Origin of the sequence: Kitasatospora albolonga (assembly GCA_002082585.1) — a bacterium.
Classification (GTDB): domain Bacteria; phylum Actinomycetota; class Actinomycetes; order Streptomycetales; family Streptomycetaceae; genus Streptomyces; species Streptomyces stephensoniae.
The window spans coordinates 5,832,953-5,850,712 of the sequence record CP020563.1 but is presented as its reverse complement, the minus strand read 5'-3'; the positions used below and the strand labels follow the sequence as shown (position 1 = coordinate 5,850,712).

The following is a 17,760-nucleotide window of genomic DNA, read 5'->3' as shown; positions in this document are numbered from 1 at the left end:
ATGACTTCGTACGTGAGTGGCTTCGTACGCGGACGGTTTCCGTGTGCGGGGAGCGCAAGGACACCCGTACCGGGGGATACGGGTGTCCTTGGGTGGGGGGTTTCGCAGTGGCTTGAAAGGGCCCGTCAGACCTTGGCGGGCTCGGCCGCCTTCTCGCGCGGCTCGGGTACGTCGGCGGGGGCGCCGTGGCCGTCGTCCACCAGCGTCCGCTCGTCGAACGGGAGCTGTCCGGCGAGGACCCGGCCGACGCGCTCCTTGTCGATCTCCTTCGTCCAGTGGCCGACCAGGACCGTGGCGACCGCGTTGCCCGCGAAGTTGGTCAGCGCGCGGGCCTCGCTCATGAAGCGGTCGATGCCGACGATCAGGCCGACCCCGTCCACGAGTTCGGGGCGGTGCGACTGGAGCCCGCCCGCGAGGGTCGCCAGGCCCGCGCCGGTCACGCCCGCCGCGCCCTTCGAGGCGATGACCATGAAGATCAGCAGGGAGATCTGCTCGCTCGCGCTCAGCGGGTCGCCCAGCGCGTTGGCGATGAAGAGCGAGGACATCGTGAGGTAGATCGCGGTGCCGTCCAGGTTGAAGGAGTAGCCGGTCGGGACGGTGATGCCGACGACGGGCTTGCTGACCCCCATGTGCTCCATCTTCGCGATGAGCCGGGGCAGGGCGGACTCGGACGAGGAGGTGGAGAGGATGAGCAGGAACTCGCGGCCCAGGTACTTCAGCAGGGCGATCAGGCTGACCCCGGCGACCAGGCGCAGGATCGCGCCGAGCACCACGAAGACGAAGAGGGCGCAGGTCAGGTAGAAGCCGATCATGATGATCGCGAGGGACTTCAGGGCGTCGAGCCCGGTCTCCCCGACCACCGCCGCGATGGCGCCGAACGCGCCGACCGGGGCGGCCCACATGATCATGGCGAGGATACGGAAGACGAGCCGCTGGATGTGGGTGATGCCCCGGATGATCGGCTCACCCGCCGAGCCCATCGCCTGGAGCGCGAAGCCCGCGAGCAGCGCGACCAGCAGGGTCTGGAGCACCTCGCCCGCCGTGAAGGCGGAGACGATCGTGGTCGGGATGATGCCGAGCAGGAAGTCCACCGTGGACTCGCTGGCGCCGGACGCCTGTGCCTCGCCCGCGGCCCGCGCCTGCTCGGTGATGTGGAGGGTGGAGCCGGGCTCCAGGAAGTTGCCGACCAGCAGGCCGATGGCGAGGGCGACGGTCGACATGACCAGGAAGTAGCCCAGCGCCAGTCCGCCGACGGCGCCGACCTTGGCCGCCTTGCGGACCGAGCCGACGCCCAGCACGATCGTGCAGAAGATGATCGGCGAGATCATCATCTTGATCAGGTTCACGAAGCCCGCGCCGATGGGCTTGAGCTCGACGGCCACCCCGGGGGCGACGAAGCCCACCAGGATGCCGAGCGCCACGGCGGCGATCACGGCGATGTACAGGTAGTGGGTACGGTCCCGTTTCTTGGCTGCCACAGCCATGGTGGGGCTCCTCGGCTCGGATCAGGGCGTGCGCCCCGTCCCTGGGGGCCGCGCTCTCTCGTCTGTGGGGGCTCCCCCGTCCCTGGGGGCTCCGGTGACTATCCACCGCCCTGTGACCCCGGTCACCCTTGCGTTCATATCGTTCACGGGGCGCTGTTCGCCGATGCTTTCGAGCCACTGGGAGCGGCCCGCTCCGGCGAGGCAGACTGTGGCCATGCGCCTCCCCCGTACCCGACCCCGCAGCCTGGCCGGGCAGCTCTTCGCCATGCAGGTCGTACTGATCGCCGCGGTGGTGGCCGGGTGCGCGGTCTTCGCGTACGTCTCCGGCTCCGCGCAGGCCGAGCGGACGGCGGCCCGGCAGGTGCGGGCGGCGGCGCTGGCGGTGGCCGATTCCCCCTCCGTACGGGAGGCCATCCGCACCCCGGACCCCTCCGCCGTGCTCCAGCCGTACGCGGAGCAGGTGCGCCGGGACACCGGGATCGCGTTCATCACGATCATGGACACCGACCGGAAGCGGTGGACGCACCCGGACCCCTCGCAGATCGGGGAGACCTTTCTCGGCCACACCGAGGAGGCGCTCGCCGGGGCGACCTTCACCGAGACCTACACCGGCACGCTCGGCCCCTCGATACGGGTGGTGACCCCGGTACGGGACGGAGACCGGATCATCGGGCTCGTCAGCGCGGGCATCACGGTGGACCGGGTCTCCTCGCAGGTACGCGAGCAGCTGGGCGCCCTCGCGCTGGCGGCGGGCGGGGCGCTGGCGCTCGGCGGGATCGGCACGTACGTGATCAACGCCCGGCTGCGGCGCCACACCCACGGGATGAACGCGGCCGAGCTGAGCAGGCTGCACGACTACCACCAGGCCACGTTGCACGCGGTGCGCGAGGGGCTGCTGATGCTGGACGGGCAGCGCCGGATCGCGCTCATCAACGACGCGGGGCGCGAGCTGCTGGGGCTCGGCCCGGAGACGGAGGCGGTCGGCCGGACGGTGGCGGAGCTGAATCTGCCCGCGCCGCTGACCGGGGCGCTGCTGGCGTCGGAGGCGCGGGTGGACGAGCTGCATCTGACGGTGGACCGGGTGGTCGTCGTCAACACCCGTCCGGTGGTGGGCGGTGAGCGGCGCGGCACGGTGGTGACCCTGCGGGACCACACCGAGCTCCAGGCGCTCACCGGTGAGCTGGACTCCGAGCGCGGTTTCACGCAGGCGCTGCGCTCGCAGGCCCACGAGGCGGCGAACCGGCTGCACACGGTGGTGTCGCTGATCGAGCTGGGGCGGGTGGCGGAGGCGGTGGAGTTCGCGACGGCGGAGCTGGAGCTGGCGCAGGTGCTGACCGACCGGGTGGTGGGCGCGGTGGAGGAACCGGTGCTGGCCGCGCTGCTGCTGGGCAAGGCGGCCCAGGCGCACGAGCGCGGGGTGGAGCTGGAGCTCGCCGAGGACAGCCTGATCGACGACGGGGCGCTGCCGCCGTCGCTGGCCCAGCGGGATCTGGTGACGATCCTCGGCAATCTGATCGACAACGCGGTGGACGCGGCCTCGGAGGGGGACGGCCTCGCCTCCGCGGCGGCCGTTCCGGCGCCCCGTACGGCCGCGCAGGGCGGCGCCGGACGGGCCCGGGTCACCGTGACCGCGCTCGCCGACGGCCGGGAACTGCTGCTGCGGGTCTCCGACACCGGGCCGGGGATCGGCCCCGAGGAGGCGGACGAGGTGTTCCGGCGCGGCTGGACGACGCACGGGGCGGGGCGCGGGCTGGGCCTCGCGCTGGTGCGGCAGGCGGCGCACCGCAACGGCGGGTCGGTGGAGCTGGACCGGGCGCCGGAGGGCGGGGCGCGGTTCACCGTACGGCTGCCGCTCGGGGACCGTACGGCCACGGAGGTGACCGCGTGATCCGGGTCCTGGTGGTCGAGGACGATCCGGTGGCCGCCGACGCGCACCAGATGTACGTGGAGCGGGTCGCGGGCTTCACGGTCGCCGCCGTGGCCCACACCCGGGCGGAGGCGGTCCGGGTGCTGGAACGGACCCCGGTGGACCTGCTCCTGCTGGACCTCTACCTGCCCGACGGGCACGGGCTCGGGTTGCTGCGCTCGCTGCGGGCCGCCGGGCACGGGGCGGACGTGATCGCGGTGACCTCGGCGCGCGACCTCGCGGTGGTGCGGGAGGGGGTGTCGCTGGGGGTCGTGCAGTACGTGCTGAAGCCGTTCACGTACCCCACCCTGCGGGACCGGCTGATGCGGTACGCGGAGTTCCGGGGTGCCGCCGGGGAGGCGAGCGGGCAGGAGGAGGTGGACCGGGCGCTGGGCGCGCTGCGGGTCACCGGGCCGGCCGCGCTGCCGAAGGGGCTCAGCGGGCCGACCCTGGAGGCGGTGACCCGGGTCCTGCGGGAGTCGGCGGAGGGGGTGACGGCGGCGGCGGCCGGGGAGCGGCTCGGGATCTCGCGGATCACCGCGCGCCGCTATCTGGAGCACCTGGTGACCGTGGGGAGCGCGGCGCGGCGTCCGCATTATGGGCAGGTCGGCCGACCGGAGCTCCACTACCGCTGGCTGGCGAGCGGGCGCTGAGCGAGGGCGGCGGACGCATACCGCAAGCGCTTTCCGCAAGGGCGCGCGGAGGTGCGACGGAACGTACGGGCGAGTAAGGAAAGCGCTGGTGGGGCGCTTTTTTACGGACCGGTCGTTCGGTTCACGCTAGGAGGTTCCTACGAAGCGTGTTCTGGGAGGGACGGACCGTAGCCAGGGCGGAAATGGACTTCTACGGTGGGGCCGTGCACCCCACCCCGCCCTTCAACGCCCCCGCCGCACGACGACTCCGTGAGGCACTGGGGATGGCTCCCGGACATGTCGCCTACGGTCTCGCCGCCCAGTACGGGCTCCGCATACCCGCCGAGACCGTCGTCGCCTGGGAGCGCGGTGTCGCGACCCCCGGCGAACGCGAACTGACCGCCCTCGCCGGAGTGCTCTGGTGCGCCCCCGGCGAGCTGCTGGCCGCCGCCACCACCCTGCGCGAGCACCGGCTGAGCCGGGAGCTCTCGGTGGACGACCTGGCGCGGCAGCTCGGGATGACTGGGGCCTCGTACCTGCGGATGGAGGAGTCCGGGCGCTGGAAGGGCAACGAACGGCAGTCCGCCGCGCTGTGCCGGGCGCTGGGCCTGTCGGCCGCGCAGTTCCTCACGGCGACCGGCCGCGACGAGGAGCTGGCGGAGCTGCTGACCAGCGCGGTCACCACGCGCTGGCAGGCGTACGTCCGGCCGGTGGCCAAGATCGTCCCGCTGGAGCGGGGGCAGATCCAGGACGTGCTGGAGCAGCTGCACGCCGACTACCAGGCCCTGATGGTCTCCACCCTGAGCTGGAGCAGCACGGGCCAGGAACGGTCCGGGTCGACGGGCGACGCGGGACGGGCGTTCCTGGCCCGGGTGGTGGAACAGTTCTGGCGGACCGCCGGGGTGTGACGCCGTACGGGACCGGCGCGGGCGTGAGCCCCACGCCGTACGGGGCGTGAGCCCGTGAGCCGGACCGCCGGGGCGTGAACCCCATACCCGTATCCCGTGACGCGGCGTCCTAGAAGACCGACTCCGCCTCGTCCATCCGGTCCACCGGAACCCTCTTGAGCTGGGTGACCGCGTCGGCGAGCGGGACCATGGCGATGTCGGTGCCGCGCAGGGCGGTCATCCGGCCGAAGTCGCCGCGGTGGACGGCCTCCACCGCGTGCCAGCCGAAGCGGGTGGCGAGGACGCGGTCGTACGCGGTGGGCGTGCCGCCGCGCTGGACGTGGCCGAGGATGACCGGCCGGGCCTCCTTGCCGAGCCGGGTCTCCAGCTCGACGGCGAGGCGGTTGCCGATGCCCTGGAAGCGCTCGTGGCCGTACTGGTCGATGGCGCCCTTGGCGTACGGCATGGAGCCCTCGGCCGGGTGCGCGCCCTCGGCGACACAGATGACCGCGAACTTCTTGCCCCGGGCGAACCGCTCCTCGACCATCTTGACCAGGTCGTCGACCTGGAAGGGGCGCTCGGGCAGGCAGATGCCGTGGGCGCCGCCGGCCATCCCGGACTCCAGCGCGATCCAGCCCGCGTGGCGGCCCATGACCTCGACGACCATCACCCGCTGGTGGGACTCGGCGGTCGTCTTGAGACGGTCTATGGCCTCGGTCGCGACGCCCACCGCCGTGTCGAACCCGAAGGTCCGGTCGGTGGCGGAGATGTCGTTGTCGATGGTCTTCGGGACGCCGACGACCGGCATGCCCGCGTCGGAGAGCATCCGGGCCGCCGTGAGCGTGCCCTCGCCGCCGATCGGGATGAGCGCGTCGATGCCGTAACGGCGGGCCAGCTCCTCGCAGTTCTCGGCGGCCTCGCGCAGCCGGTCGCGCTCCAGGCGGGCCGAGCCGAGGATGGTGCCGCCCCGGGCGAGGATGCCGCTGACCGCGTTGAGGTCGAGGGGGCGGTAGTGGCCGTCGAGCAGCCCCTTGAAGCCGTCCTCGAAGCCGATGACCTCGTCGCCGTGGCCGACGACGGCCCGGTGGACGACGGACCGGATCACTGCGTTCAGGCCGGGGCAGTCGCCGCCCGCGGTGAGAATGCCGATGCGCATCGAGGTGTGTCTCCTGCTCGTTGAGTCGCGCTTTTCCAGGAGGCCGACCGAGGCGGCCCCCCTGCCCTGAACCAGGTCGATTGTCCCACGCCGGGCACGTACCCCGCGCTTTCGGCCGGGCCGGGGGCGGGAAACGGGGCAGGAGAGGGGCGAGGACCGGACGAGAACCTCCGGCGGGCGATATAGCGGCCCGCGCAGGTATCGTCAAGAGGCAATGCAGGCCAATGCCGCACCCCTCGGAAGGCCGGGGACAGCACGGGGAGACCCCCCACGTCCTGGGCGGACCCGCCGGTCGCGGCACCGCACAACGACGGGAGAGCACGCGTGGCGCGCAGCGTGTACGTGACCGGGATCGAACGGGGGGACGGCCGGCAGGTCGTCGAGCTGGGAGTCATGGAGCTACTGACGCGCCAGGTGGACCGGGTCGGGGTCTTCCGGCCGCTGGTCCACGACGGGCCCGACCGGCTCTACGAACTCCTGCGGGCCCGCTACCGGCTCTCCCAGAGCCCCGCCTCGGTCTACGGTCTGGACTACCCCGAGGCCGCCGCCGTGCAGGCCGAGAAGGGCACCGACGAGCTGGTCTCGCTGCTCGTCGAACGCTTCCACCAGGTGGCCCGCGAGTACGAGGTGGTCCTCGTGCTCGGCAGCGACTTCGCCGCCACCCAGCTCCCCGACGAGCTGGCGCTCAACGCGCGCCTCGCCAACGAGTTCGGCGCCTCGGTGATCGCGGTCGTCGGCGGCAAGGGCCAGACGGCGGAGTCCGTGCGCGCCGAGACCCGTAACGCCTACCGCGCCTACGCGGGCCTGGGCTGCGATGTGCTGGCGATGGTGGTGAACCGGGTCGCCCCGGAGGACCGGGCGGTGATAGCCGAGCGGCTCGCGGCCCGGCTGCCGGTGCCCGTCTCCGTACTGCCGGACGATCCGGCGCTCTCCGCCCCGACGGTCGCCCAGGTCACCGCCGCGCTGGGCGGCACGGTGCTGCTCGGCGACGACTCCGGGCTGGCCCGGGACGCGCTGGACTTCGTCTTCGGCGGGGCGATGCTGCCGAACCTGCTCAACGCGCTGACGCCCGGCTGCATGGTCGTGACGCCCGGGGACCGGGCCGACCTGGTGGTGGGGTCGCTGGCCGCGCACAGCGCCGGGACCCCGCCCATCGCGGGCATCCTGCTGACCCTGAACGAGCGCCCCGGCGAGGAGATACTCACGCTGGCCGCCCGGCTCGCACCGGGGACCCCGGTCGTCTCGGTGGCCGGCGGCTCCTTCCCCACGGCGGCCGAACTCTTCACCCTCGAAGGGAAGTTGAACGCGGCCACACCTCGTAAGGCGGAGACCGCGCTCGGCCTCTTCGAGCGCCATGTCGACACCGGGGCCCTCCTGGAGCGGATCTCGGTGGCCCGCAGCGGCCGGGTCACGCCGATGATGTTCGAGCACGAGCTGCTGGAGCAGGCCCGCTCCGACCGCAAGCGCGTGGTGCTGCCCGAAGGCACCGAGGAGCGGGTGCTGCGCGCGGCGGACGTGCTGCTGCGCCGCGATGTCTGCGACCTCACCCTCCTCGGCGATGTGGACACGATCCGCAAGAAGGCCGCCGACCTCGGTATCGACCTCGCCGAGACCCAGATCATCGACCCGCAGACCTCCGAGCTGCGCCAGGTCTTCGCCGAGCGGTACGCGCAGCTGCGCGCGCACCGCGGAGTGACGGTGGAACTCGCATACGACGTCGTGGCGGACGTCAACTACTTCGGCACGCTGATGGTCCAGGAGGGCCTGGCCGACGGGATGGTGTCCGGGTCGGTGCACTCCACCGCCGCCACGATCCGCCCGGCCTTCGAGATCATCAAGACGAAGCCGGACGCCTCGATCGTCTCGTCCGTCTTCTTCATGTGCCTGGCCGACAAGGTCCTCGTGTACGGCGACTGCGCGGTCAATCCGGACCCGAACGCGGAGCAGCTCGCGGACATCGCGGTGCAGTCGGCGGTGACGGCGGCCCGCTTCGGCGTCGAGCCCCGGATCGCGATGCTCTCGTACTCGACCGGCACCTCCGGCTCCGGCGCGGACGTCGACAAGGTGCGCGAGGCGACCGAGCGGGTACGGGCCTCGCGGCCGGAGCTGCGGGTGGAGGGGCCGATCCAGTACGACGCGGCCGTCGAGCCGACCGTGGCGGCGACCAAGCTCCCCGACTCGGAGGTGGCCGGGCAGGCGACGGTCCTGATCTTCCCGGACCTGAACACCGGCAACAACACCTACAAGGCCGTGCAGCGCTCGGCGGGCGCGGTGGCGGTCGGCCCGGTGCTCCAGGGTCTGCGCAAGCCCGTCAACGACCTCTCCCGGGGCGCGCTCGTCCAGGACATCGTCAACACGGTGGCCATCACGGCGATCCAGGCGCAGGGCGAGGAGCGCCCCGCATGACGAACCCCGCCCCCGATCACGAAAGCACGGCAGCCCCTGTGGAACCGCACCGCGTCCTCGTCCTCAACTCCGGCTCCTCGTCGGTGAAGTACCAGCTGCTCGACATGCGCGACCGCTCGCGGCTCGCCTCCGGGCTGGTCGAGCGGATCGGCGAGGAGACCTCCCGCCTGGTGCACACCCCGCTGACCGGCGGCGGCGCCGGGCCCCGGGAGCGTACGGGCCGGATCGCGGACCACGCGGCGGCGCTGGAGGCGGCGGCCGAGGAGCTGACGGCGGACGGGCTCGGCCTGGACTCCCCCGAACTCGCCGCGATCGGCCACCGGGTGGTCCACGGCGGGCTGCGGTTCTCCGCGCCGACCGTGATCACCGACGAGGTGCTGACGGAGATCGAGCGGCTGGTCCCGGTGGCGCCGCTGCACAACCCGGCCAACATCACGGGCATCCGTACGGCCCGGGCGCTGCGGCCGGACCTGCCGCAGGTGGCGGTCTTCGACACGGCGTTCCACACGACGATGCCGGAGTCGGCCGCCCGGTACGCGATCGACGTGGAGACCGCCGACGCGCACCGCATCCGCCGCTACGGCTTCCACGGCACCTCGCACGCGTACGTCTCCCGGAGGACGGCCGAGCTGCTGGGCCGGGCGCCCGAGGACGTCAACGTCATCGTGCTGCACCTGGGCAACGGGGCCTCCGCCTCGGCGGTCGCGGGCGGGCGGTGCGTGGAGACGTCCATGGGGCTGACCCCCTTGGAAGGGCTCGTGATGGGTACGCGCTCCGGGGACATCGATCCGGCGGTCGTCTTCCATCTGAAGCGGGTGGCGGGCATGTCGACGGACGAGGTCGATGTCCTGCTGAACAAGAAGAGCGGGCTGGTCGGGCTCTGCGGCGACAACGACATGCGGGAGATCCGCCGCCGGATCGAGGAGGGCGACGAGCGGGCCGCGCTCGCCTTCGACATCTACATCCACCGGCTGAAGAAGTACATCGGCGCGTACGCGGCGGTGCTCGGCCGGGTGGACGCGGTGGCGTTCACGGCGGGGGTCGGGGAGAACTCGGCTCCGGTGCGGGAGGCTGCCATCGCGGGTCTGGAGGAGTTCGGTCTCGCGGTGGACGCCGGGCTCAACTCCGTACGGTCCGGTGAGCCGCGGCTGATCTCTCCGGAGTACGCACGGGTGGCGGTCGCCGTGGTGCCGACGGACGAGGAGCTGGAGATCGCCGACCAGACGTTCGCGCTCGTCGAGGGGCCCGGTTCGTCCTGATCCGGGGCCTTGGGCAGGTCGACAACTGAGCGCCCCCGCGCCCCTTTGTATCTTCCACCAGACGGAATATTCCGCGCCGAAACAAACCGATAGGATCGCCTCATGCGCCGTTCCAAAATCGTCTGTACCCTCGGTCCCGCCGTCGACTCCCATGAGCAGCTCGTCGCTCTGATCGAGGCCGGCATGAGCGTGGCCCGTTTCAACTTCAGCCACGGCTCCCACGAGGAACACCAGGGCCGTTACGACCGCGTCCGCAAGGCGGCCGCCGAGACCGGCCGCGCGGTCGGCGTGCTCGCCGACCTCCAGGGCCCCAAGATCCGGCTGGCGAAGTTCGCCGAGGGCCCGGTGGAGCTGGTCCGCGGGGACGAGTTCACCATCACCTCCGAGGACGTCCCCGGCGACAAGTCGATCTGCGGCACGACCTACAAGGGCCTGCCCGGCGATGTCACCAAGGGCGACCCGATCCTGATCAACGACGGCAACGTCGAGCTGAAGGTCGTCGCGGTCGAGGGCCCCCGGGTCAGGACCATCGTCATCGAGGGCGGGGTCATCTCCGACCACAAGGGCATCAACCTGCCCGGCGCGGCGGTCAACGTCCCGGCCCTCTCCGAGAAGGACGTCGAGGACCTGCGCTTCGCCCTGCGGATGGGCTGCGACCTGGTCGCCCTCTCCTTCGTCCGGGACGCCGACGACGTCAAGGACGTCCACAAGGTGATGGACGAGGAGGGCCGCCGGGTCCCCGTCATCGCCAAGGTGGAGAAGCCGCAGGCGGTCGAGCACATGGAGGGCGTCGTCATGGCGTTCGACGGTGTGATGGTGGCCCGTGGCGACCTGGCGGTGGAATATCCGCTGGAGAAGGTCCCGATGGTGCAGAAGCGCCTCATCGAGCTGTGCCGCCGCAACGCCAAGCCGGTGATCGTGGCGACCCAGATGATGGAGTCGATGATCACCAACTCGCGGCCGACCCGCGCCGAGGCGTCCGATGTCGCCAACGCGATCCTGGACGGCGCGGACGCGGTCATGCTGTCGGCCGAGTCGTCGGTGGGCGCGTACCCGATCGAGACGGTCAAGACGATGTCGAAGATCGTCTGCGCCGCCGAGGAGGAGCTGCTCTCCAAGGGCCTCCAGCCGCTGGTCCCCGGCAAGAAGCCCCGTACGCAGGGCGGTTCGGTGGCCCGTGCCGCCTGTGAGATCGCGGACTTCCTCAACGGCAAGGCCCTGGTGGCCTTCACCCAGTCCGGTGACACCGCCCGCCGCCTCTCCCGCTACCGGGTGGCCCAGCCGATCCTGGCCTTCACCACGGACGAGAACACCCGCAACCAGCTCGCCCTGAGCTGGGGCGTCGAGTCGTACGTGGTCCCGCACGTGGACAACACCGACGCGATGGTCGACCTGGTCGACGCGGAGCTGCTGAAGCTCAACCGCTACACCACCGGCGACACGATGGTCATCACCGCCGGTTCGCCCCCCGGCATCCCCGGCACCACGAACATGGTCCGGGTGCACCACCTGGGCGGCGAGCAGGGCTAGTTCCTCGCTGATCGAGCCCGTGGGGCGGTGTTCCGGAGCGATCCGGAGCGCCGCCCTTCGGGCTTTTCGGGCCCGCTCGGTCCGCTCGGGTCATGCGTACGAGGTCGTCATGCGCAGGGCCGAGGCATGCCGTAGCACCCTGTGGCACACTGCGGCATGCCTCGGTATCGTGGTTGCCATGAGCGCCCAGCCCGAGATCACCCAAAGGGATCTCCGCAACAGGTCAAGAGAGATCATGGACGCCGTGCAGAACGGCAAGGCGTTCACCGTGACACGCGACGGTCACCGCATCGGTGAACTGATCCCACTGCGGCGGCGTAGGCGTTTCGTACCCCGCGAGGAGTTCTCGGCGCTGTCCCGGTCGGCCCCGGACATCTCGCTCGATGCCTTCCGTGAGGACCAGGGCATCACCGCCGAACAGGGACAGGACGACCGGCATGCCGACTGAGCCTTCGCCCGGCGCGTCCGTCGTCCACCAGCGGGGCCTGCTCGACACGAGCATCATGATCCTGCGGAAGTGGATCGCCCCGGAGGAACTGCCCGCCGAGGTGGGGATCACCACCGTCACGCTCGCCGAACTCTCCGCCGGGCCGCACGAAGTCCGCAGGAACGATGAGCAGAGCGACTACGACGAATACGCGGAGCGCGGCAGAAGACTTGACGTCCTCCAGCGGGCGGAGAGCGAATTCGATCCCATCCCCTTCGACGTGGAAGCGGCCCGTGTCTACGGCAGGGTGTGCGCGGCCGTCATCTCCTCGGGCCGCAAGCCCAGAAGGCGCGTGGCGGACCTGATGATCGCTTCGATCGCCATCGCCGAAGACCTTCCCCTGTTCACCACCAACCCCGACGACTTCCGGGGGCTGGACGAACTGCTCACGGTGGTGCCGGTGACGCGGCCCGCTGTTCTCCACGACCGATGACCGTGGGCCGTACCCCTGGTGAGGGGGACGGCCCACGGCTCTGTGCGGCTCCCGTACGGGATCGGGGGGCGGCTAGCGCCTGCCGGGCTCCAGGTAGTTCTCCAGGCCCGGGACCTTGAGCGTGCCGCCGAACTGGGCGGCCTGGACCACCCTCACCTTGGTGAAGAAGGCGAAGGGCACGTTCAGCGGGGGCGGGGTCTGCGGGCTGAAGGTGATCGGGATCAGGCCGAAGAGGTTGCCCTTCAGCTCCTCCGTGTACATCGTCACCGTGCCGTTGCGGATGGTCGACGTGGAGCCGGGGCGCGACTTCACATGGCCGGTCGTGCCCGCCGGGCCGACGGTGAGCTGGTGGAGGTCCCTGATGTCGATGGAGCTCGCGGTGAACTTCAGCACCTTCTTGATGCTGCCGTCCGCCTTCTTCACCTCGACGATCCCTTTGTAGTCCAGCCCGTTGAGCGTGAGCAGCGAGGACTCCAGGACCCACGGGTCGGCCGGGACCAGCGGGATGCCGGGCTCCAGGGCCGCCGCGGCGAGCGCCTCCGGGTCGGATTCGGGGCAGGGGAAGCGGGGCTTGGCGCCGTCCGGGATGTCCTCGTCCTTCTTGGGGTCGAGTCCCTTGGCGTCCTCGCCCAGCTCCTCGACGTCCCGGCCCGCCTTCTCGGCCGCCTCGCGGATGGCGTCGGCGGTCCTGTCGGCCGCGTCCTTCGCCGGGGACTTCTCCCGCGGCTTCTCCGGGGACTTCTCCGGTGACTTCTCGGGGGTCTTCTGGTCGGCCTCCGGCTTCGGGGACTCCGCCGTGGGGCTCGGGGACGGGCTCGCGGGTGCCGCGGGCTTCTCCTCCGCCCCGTCCTTGTCCTTGCCCCTGTTCGGGTCGAAGAGGTCCCTGAGGGCGTCGCCCAGGCCCAGCGGGTCGAGCGGGTTCTTGGACGTGGTGGGCGTCGGGGTGGGGCTCGGCTCCTCGGCGGGCTGCCGCGTCTCCGGCTTCCGTGCCTCGTCGGGCTTCTGCCCGGCCGCCGGGTCCTCGGGGGCCGGGGCGGTCTCCGTGGGCTTCGGGGCGCCGGTGCCGTCCTGGCCGGGCTCCTCGTCCGTACCGTTGCCGTCCCGGCCCGGCTCGTCCGTGGGCGTCGCCGACGGGGTCGGGGAGGCGGAGGGGCTCGGGGACTCGGTCGCCTCCGGTTCGTCGGACCGGGTGACGCACGGGCCCGGGGCGAAGGGGATGTCGGGGTTGCCGTCGGCCATGGCGAGCTTGGGCGTGAGGCCCATGCCGACGAAGACGGCGGTCGGCATCGCGGCGAGCGCGAACGCCTTCCTGCCGCTCGGCATGTGCAGCTTCGTCAGCAGCGACTTCTTGGGAGCCGCGTGACGGGGCCCTTTGCGGACCGGGAGGCCGTCGTCCGCGTACGCCTCCGGCCGCTGTTTCTCGTCACCCCGCACGGTGTGTCCCTCCGTCATGGCCGGAGGCCGCGTCGTGGTCACCCACCTGCTGCTGCGGGACGGCCGCGCCGTGCAGGGCGCCCTCGGCGTGCCCGGGGCCCTCCGGCCGGCGCTCGTCCAGGGGCGAGGGGTCCGCGTACGGGTCCTCCTCGTCCGCCTTCGGTACGCCCGGCGCCCAGGAAATGGACAGGGCTCCGCCGACGAGCGCGAAGAGGAATCCGATCAGGAAGCCGCCGATGTTGGCGACGGGCAGGGAGATCAGCGCGAGGAGGATGGCCGCCACACCGGCGAAGACCCGGACGATGCTGTGGAACCACATGGTCAGGCCCAGCGTGATCAGCAGGATTCCGATGATGAGGGACCCGGCGCCGGCGGTGGTGGACATCGCCAGCGTCATATTGCCGAGCCTGAGGTCGGCGTACGGGAAGTAGGCGATGGGCGCACCGCCCAGCATGGTGAACAGACCCGCCCAGAACGGCCGGTCGCCCCGCCAGGTCCGGAATCCCCGCCGGTAGGCGGTGAAGTTGTGCTTGTTCTGCCCTGTGGACTCGGGGCTCATGGAAAACAGCTCCCTGGAACCGGTACTGCGGTGAGAAGAGGAGGGGGGTGGCCGGACCCGCCGGGGCGGGTCCGGCCACCCGGGCGGGTGCTAGAAGCACTCCTTCTTGTCGCCCGTGTGCAGCCTCAGCTTCAGGTCGCTGAGCTTGAAGGTGCCGGCCGTGGTCGCCCACGCCGTCTGCTTCACCTTCGTCAGGACGGCTTCGTCGGCGCGCTGCGCGAAGCCCTCCTCCTTCGCCTGCGTTCCGGGCTGGATGCCTATGCTCTCCGGGTCGCCCTTCTTCTTCAGCGAGCCGGCCGCGACACCGATGTCAATGTTCTTGAACTCGGCGTCCGCGTCGAGCTGGGAGACATCCAGGTAGAGGTTGGTGGCCCTCACCGGGTTGTCGGGGTTCGTCCCGGCCCTCAGCTCAAGGCTGACGTTGCCGAGGACGGGCACCTTCGGGGTGACCACCGACTGGCACATGTTGGTGATCGTGGCGCTGCTGAAGCCCGACACCGCGACCGCGTGCGTCGCGTCCTTGCCCTCGAGGTCCTTGCCGGTCGCGACACTGCCGTACTGGACGAAGTTCTTGCCCTCCAGCCGGTCGGTCCTGACCTTGAACTCCTGGCCGGACACGCTGAACGACGCGGCCAGCGCGCCCTGCGCGAGACCGACACCCACCGCCGCCGTCGCGACGACGCTCGGCACCATGACCAGAGCGAACCGCTTCCATCTCGTCCCACCGCGAACCTGGGAACTCATACCTTGCTCCTTCTTCTCGGACGTACATCTCCGGCCGGAGAGAAGAACCGGCCTGGGATGGGAGAAGTGCTACGTCCTCGGGAAGGAGAGCGCCTGGAAACGGAGGCATGTCCCGCATCCGATCCACCGGCGTTCACCCCCGAGCGACAACCACTGGCTGCACGGTGTGCGCAGCCGGTCGGACAGGCCCCGCCTGTCGGCGGGAACCCCCCTGTCCACGGCCGGCGCCACTGCCGCCGGCCCACTCGGTGGGGACCCAACAGGCCCTCGGCACCGGCTGGAGACCGGGCTGAAGGGATGGGACCGAGCGTGGCCGATCGTGGTGCATTCGGGGCCGCCGCACAAGGGGGGTCGTTACTTGCCAGTAACGACCTGATAACCGAGCCGCGACCGGGCGACATCACACGGCCACACAGGGTGGCACGAAAGGGACATCGAAATGACGGGAAACTCAACGGAAACAGGACAGAGCAGCCACCTTGACTTACCGTCAGTAACAGCACGTTGCTTTGTCAAGATTTGGTAAAGCAGGGGCCTCTCTTGGCACCCGGACGCAAGACGGCCGCGCTCCCCGAGGGGTGGCGCGGCCGTCTTGTCACATCGGCACAATCGGCGGAACGGTCAGCACGGTCGGTGCGATCAGAAGCGGACCGGTCCGCGCGATCAGAACAGGACGCGTGCCAGAGCCGTACGGGCGGAGGTGACCCGGGGGTCCTCCGGACCGATCACCTCGAAGAGCTCCAGCAGCCGCAGCCGGGCGGTGTTCCGCTCGTCCCCGGCGGTGCGGCGGACCGCCTCGACGAGCCGCCCGAAGGCGTCCTCGACATGACCGCCCACCAGATCCAGGTCGGCGGCGGCGATCTGGGCGTTCACATCGCCCGGGTTCTCCGCCGCGTCCTTGCGGACCGCCTGCGGGTCCATGCTCTGGACCCGGCCGAGCAGCTCCGCCTGGGCGAGCCCGAGCTTGGCCTCCGGGTTGCCCGGGTCGTCGGTGAGCACGTTCTTGTACGCCTGCACGGCGCCGCCGAAGTCATTGGCGTCGAGCGCGGAGGCGGCGGCCTCCAGCAGGGCGTCGTACGGACCGGCCGGCACCTCGGCCGGAGCGGCGTCCGCGGAGGCGTCCGGGTCGACGGCGATCCCGGTGAGGCCGAAGCGCTGCTCGCCGACCTGGATCAGCTGGTCCAGGGTCTCGCGGATCTGGGCCTCGGGGGCCGCGCCCTGGAAGAGCGGGAGGGCCTGCCCGGCGACGACGGCGAAGACCGCCGGAATGCCCTGGATGCCGAACTGCTGCATCAGCATCTGGTTGGCGTCGACATCGACCTTGGCCAGCAGGAAGCGGCCGTTGTACTCGACGGCCAGGCGCTCCAGCAGGGGCCCCAGCTGCTTGCACGGCTCGCACCACTCGGCCCAGAAGTCGATGACGACGGGCACCTCGGCGGAGCGCTGGAGGACATCGCGCTCGAAGCCTGCTTCATCGACGTCGATCACCAGGGCGGCGGGCGCCACGGCGCCGGTGCCCCCCGTGCGGGCGGCCTGTGCGCGGGCCTGCTCCGCCTTGGCCTTGGCCTCGCCGGCCGCCTTGACAGCGGCGAGATCGACGACGCCGCTCATGGACATGTTCCTAGGCTGCATACGTACATCCTCCCCCCTGAGCACGCCGTTCCGGAAAGCGGTACGGGAACCTGACCGGTCCGCGGCACCGGCCGGAGTGCCGGGCGGGCGGACCGAGACGGTCCCGGGGCCCCGAAGAACCCCGGCGGGGCTCCGCGAAGACCCCGGCGGACCCCTCGCGGAACCCGTGGAACCCTGGCGGAAACCCATCGGCCCCGGGTGGAACCCGTAGACCCTTCGACGGGGTCCGCGGAGACCGTGCCGGAGCCCGGTGGTGCGGAAACGGGCCCCTGAAAGACCCGGGTGGACCTTCCGGATCTGAAGGCCCGGTGGACCGTCCAGATCCCCATCCGGCCGGTCCGTGCGGCTCCGGGTCCCCACCCGGAGCCTGGGGTCTCGGTGAAGACCCCGGTGGCTGTCGCTCGTTCGTTCCGAGGCGTACGGGGGCGGCCCGGCCGCCTTCCTTACGCTACGGGTCGTAGCGTAACGGCCGATGGGCCTGCCGGAACAGGCCATCCCGGTGATCTGTCTCACGGATACCTGCGGGGAACGATCATCCCTACCGGCCGGTATGGTCGCCGCATCATGAGCAGCAGCGACTCCCCGACCAGCCGGACCGGACGTCCGCGTTCCACCGAGGCCGACGCCGCGATCCTGGAGGCGACGCGCGCCTCCCTGGTCGACCTCGGCTGGTCGAAGCTGACCATGGGCGATGTGGCGACCCGGGCCAAGGTCGCCAAGACGACCCTGTACCGGCGCTGGGCGGGCAAGAACGAGCTGGTCGTGGACGCGGTCGCCGTCCTCTTCGACGAGCTGGAACTCCCCGATCGGGGCAGCCTGGCCGCCGATGTGCAGGGCGTGGTGCTCCAGTTCGCCGCGCTGCTGGAGCGGCCGGAGACCCGTACGGCCCTGATGGCGGTGGTCGCCGAGTCCACCCGGGACGACTCGCTGCGCCGCCGTATCCGCTCGGCCATCGTGGACCGGCAGAAGCGGCTGGTGCTCCTGGGGCGGGAGCGCGCCCAGGCCCGGGGCGAGCTGCGGTACGAGGCCGACGCCTCCACCGCCACCCGGAACGCGGACCTGATCTTCGACGTGATCGCCGGGGCCGTGGTGCACCGCACGCTGGTGAGCGCCGAACCGGTGGACGCCGAATGGGCGAGCGGCTTCACCACCCTGCTGCTGCTCGGGCTGGCGGGCACGCAGGAGCCGTAGGCGTCGGCGTTCCGAGGGGC

At 71.3% G+C, this 17,760-nt stretch carries 16 protein-coding genes; 10 read left to right on the top strand and 6 right to left on the bottom strand.

Going from position 1 to position 17,760, the window contains the following annotated elements:
* Positions 1-125: 125 nt before the first annotated feature.
* Entirely contained in the window at positions 126-1,484 is a 1,359-nt protein-coding gene (locus B7C62_26095; protein ARF75334.1) for a C4-dicarboxylate transporter DctA, read from the bottom strand.
* 214 nt (positions 1,485-1,698) lie between these two features.
* Here B7C62_26095 and B7C62_26090 point away from each other — a divergent pair, with 214 nt between their 5' ends.
* From B7C62_26090 to B7C62_26080, 3 genes are all read left to right on the top strand, one after another.
* A complete protein-coding gene (locus B7C62_26090; GenBank protein ID ARF75333.1) occupies positions 1,699-3,372 on the top strand; it encodes a histidine kinase in 1,674 nt (557 codons plus the stop codon).
* The gene (locus tag B7C62_26085) at positions 3,369-4,043 is read left to right on the top strand and encodes a two-component system response regulator (protein ARF75332.1); all 675 of its coding nucleotides are present in this window, start codon (positions 3,369-3,371) and stop codon (positions 4,041-4,043) included. The genes B7C62_26090 and B7C62_26085 overlap by 4 nt, the downstream gene beginning before the upstream one ends.
* Before the next feature lie 263 nt (positions 4,044-4,306).
* On the top strand, positions 4,307-4,930 hold the full coding sequence (locus B7C62_26080; protein ARF77379.1) for a transcriptional regulator: 624 nt from the start codon (positions 4,307-4,309) through the stop codon (positions 4,928-4,930).
* Between the two features lie 109 nt (positions 4,931-5,039).
* Here the strand turns inward: B7C62_26080 and B7C62_26075 are convergent, their stop codons facing one another.
* Complete coding sequence (locus B7C62_26075; protein ID ARF75331.1) at positions 5,040-6,065, bottom strand: 6-phosphofructokinase; 1,026 nt, start codon at positions 6,063-6,065, stop codon at positions 5,040-5,042.
* Between the two features lie 324 nt (positions 6,066-6,389).
* Between B7C62_26075 and B7C62_26070 the strand changes: the two genes are divergently transcribed.
* The 5 genes from B7C62_26070 to B7C62_26050 all read left to right on the top strand — a co-directional run bounded on the left by B7C62_26070 (position 6,390) and on the right by B7C62_26050 (position 12,180).
* Entirely contained in the window at positions 6,390-8,471 is a 2,082-nt protein-coding gene (locus B7C62_26070; GenBank protein ARF75330.1) for a phosphate acetyltransferase, read from the top strand.
* Positions 8,468-9,730 (top strand): acetate kinase, encoded by a 1,263-nt coding sequence (locus B7C62_26065; protein ID ARF75329.1) that lies wholly within the window; start codon positions 8,468-8,470, stop codon positions 9,728-9,730. The genes B7C62_26070 and B7C62_26065 overlap by 4 nt, the downstream gene beginning before the upstream one ends.
* Positions 9,731-9,832: 102 nt before the next feature.
* Complete coding sequence (locus B7C62_26060; GenBank protein ARF75328.1) at positions 9,833-11,260, top strand: pyruvate kinase; 1,428 nt, start codon at positions 9,833-9,835, stop codon at positions 11,258-11,260.
* 169 nt (positions 11,261-11,429) lie between these two features.
* Positions 11,430-11,708: a prevent-host-death protein gene (locus tag B7C62_26055; GenBank protein ARF77378.1), complete on the top strand. Its 279-nt coding sequence runs from the start codon at positions 11,430-11,432 to the stop codon at positions 11,706-11,708.
* The gene (locus tag B7C62_26050) at positions 11,698-12,180 is read left to right on the top strand and encodes a VapC toxin family PIN domain ribonuclease (GenBank protein ARF75327.1); all 483 of its coding nucleotides are present in this window, start codon (positions 11,698-11,700) and stop codon (positions 12,178-12,180) included. The genes B7C62_26055 and B7C62_26050 overlap by 11 nt, the downstream gene beginning before the upstream one ends.
* A gap of 72 nt (positions 12,181-12,252) precedes the next feature.
* Here B7C62_26050 and B7C62_26045 read toward each other — a convergent pair whose 3' ends face one another.
* The 3 genes from B7C62_26045 to B7C62_26035 all read right to left on the bottom strand — a co-directional run bounded on the left by B7C62_26045 (position 12,253) and on the right by B7C62_26035 (position 14,917).
* Positions 12,253-13,614 carry a hypothetical protein gene (locus B7C62_26045; protein ID ARF75326.1) on the bottom strand — a complete coding sequence of 454 codons (1,362 nt, stop codon included), beginning with the start codon at positions 13,612-13,614 and terminating at the stop codon, positions 12,253-12,255.
* Positions 13,604-14,173 carry a hypothetical protein gene (locus tag B7C62_26040; GenBank protein ARF75325.1) on the bottom strand — a complete coding sequence of 190 codons (570 nt, stop codon included), beginning with the start codon at positions 14,171-14,173 and terminating at the stop codon, positions 13,604-13,606. Before B7C62_26040 ends, B7C62_26045 begins: the two co-directional genes overlap by 11 nt.
* A gap of 90 nt (positions 14,174-14,263) precedes the next feature.
* Positions 14,264-14,917, bottom strand: coding sequence for a cholesterol esterase (locus B7C62_26035; GenBank protein ID ARF75324.1), 654 nt, complete (start codon positions 14,915-14,917; stop codon positions 14,264-14,266).
* Positions 14,918-14,969: 52 nt separating this feature from the next.
* On the opposite strand from B7C62_26035, the gene B7C62_26030 reads away from it, so the two are divergent.
* Complete coding sequence (locus tag B7C62_26030) at positions 14,970-15,293, top strand: hypothetical protein (protein ID ARF77377.1); 324 nt, start codon at positions 14,970-14,972, stop codon at positions 15,291-15,293.
* Positions 15,294-15,580: 287 nt separating this feature from the next.
* Here the strand turns inward: B7C62_26030 and B7C62_26025 are convergent, their stop codons facing one another.
* Positions 15,581-16,549, bottom strand: a complete 969-nt coding sequence (locus tag B7C62_26025; protein ID ARF75323.1) for a co-chaperone YbbN — start codon at positions 16,547-16,549, stop codon at positions 15,581-15,583.
* A 564-nt stretch (positions 16,550-17,113) separates the two neighbouring features.
* Between B7C62_26025 and B7C62_26020 the strand changes: the two genes are divergently transcribed.
* The gene (locus B7C62_26020; GenBank protein ARF75322.1) at positions 17,114-17,740 is read left to right on the top strand and encodes a TetR family transcriptional regulator; all 627 of its coding nucleotides are present in this window, start codon (positions 17,114-17,116) and stop codon (positions 17,738-17,740) included.
* Positions 17,741-17,760: the final 20 nt, after the last annotated feature.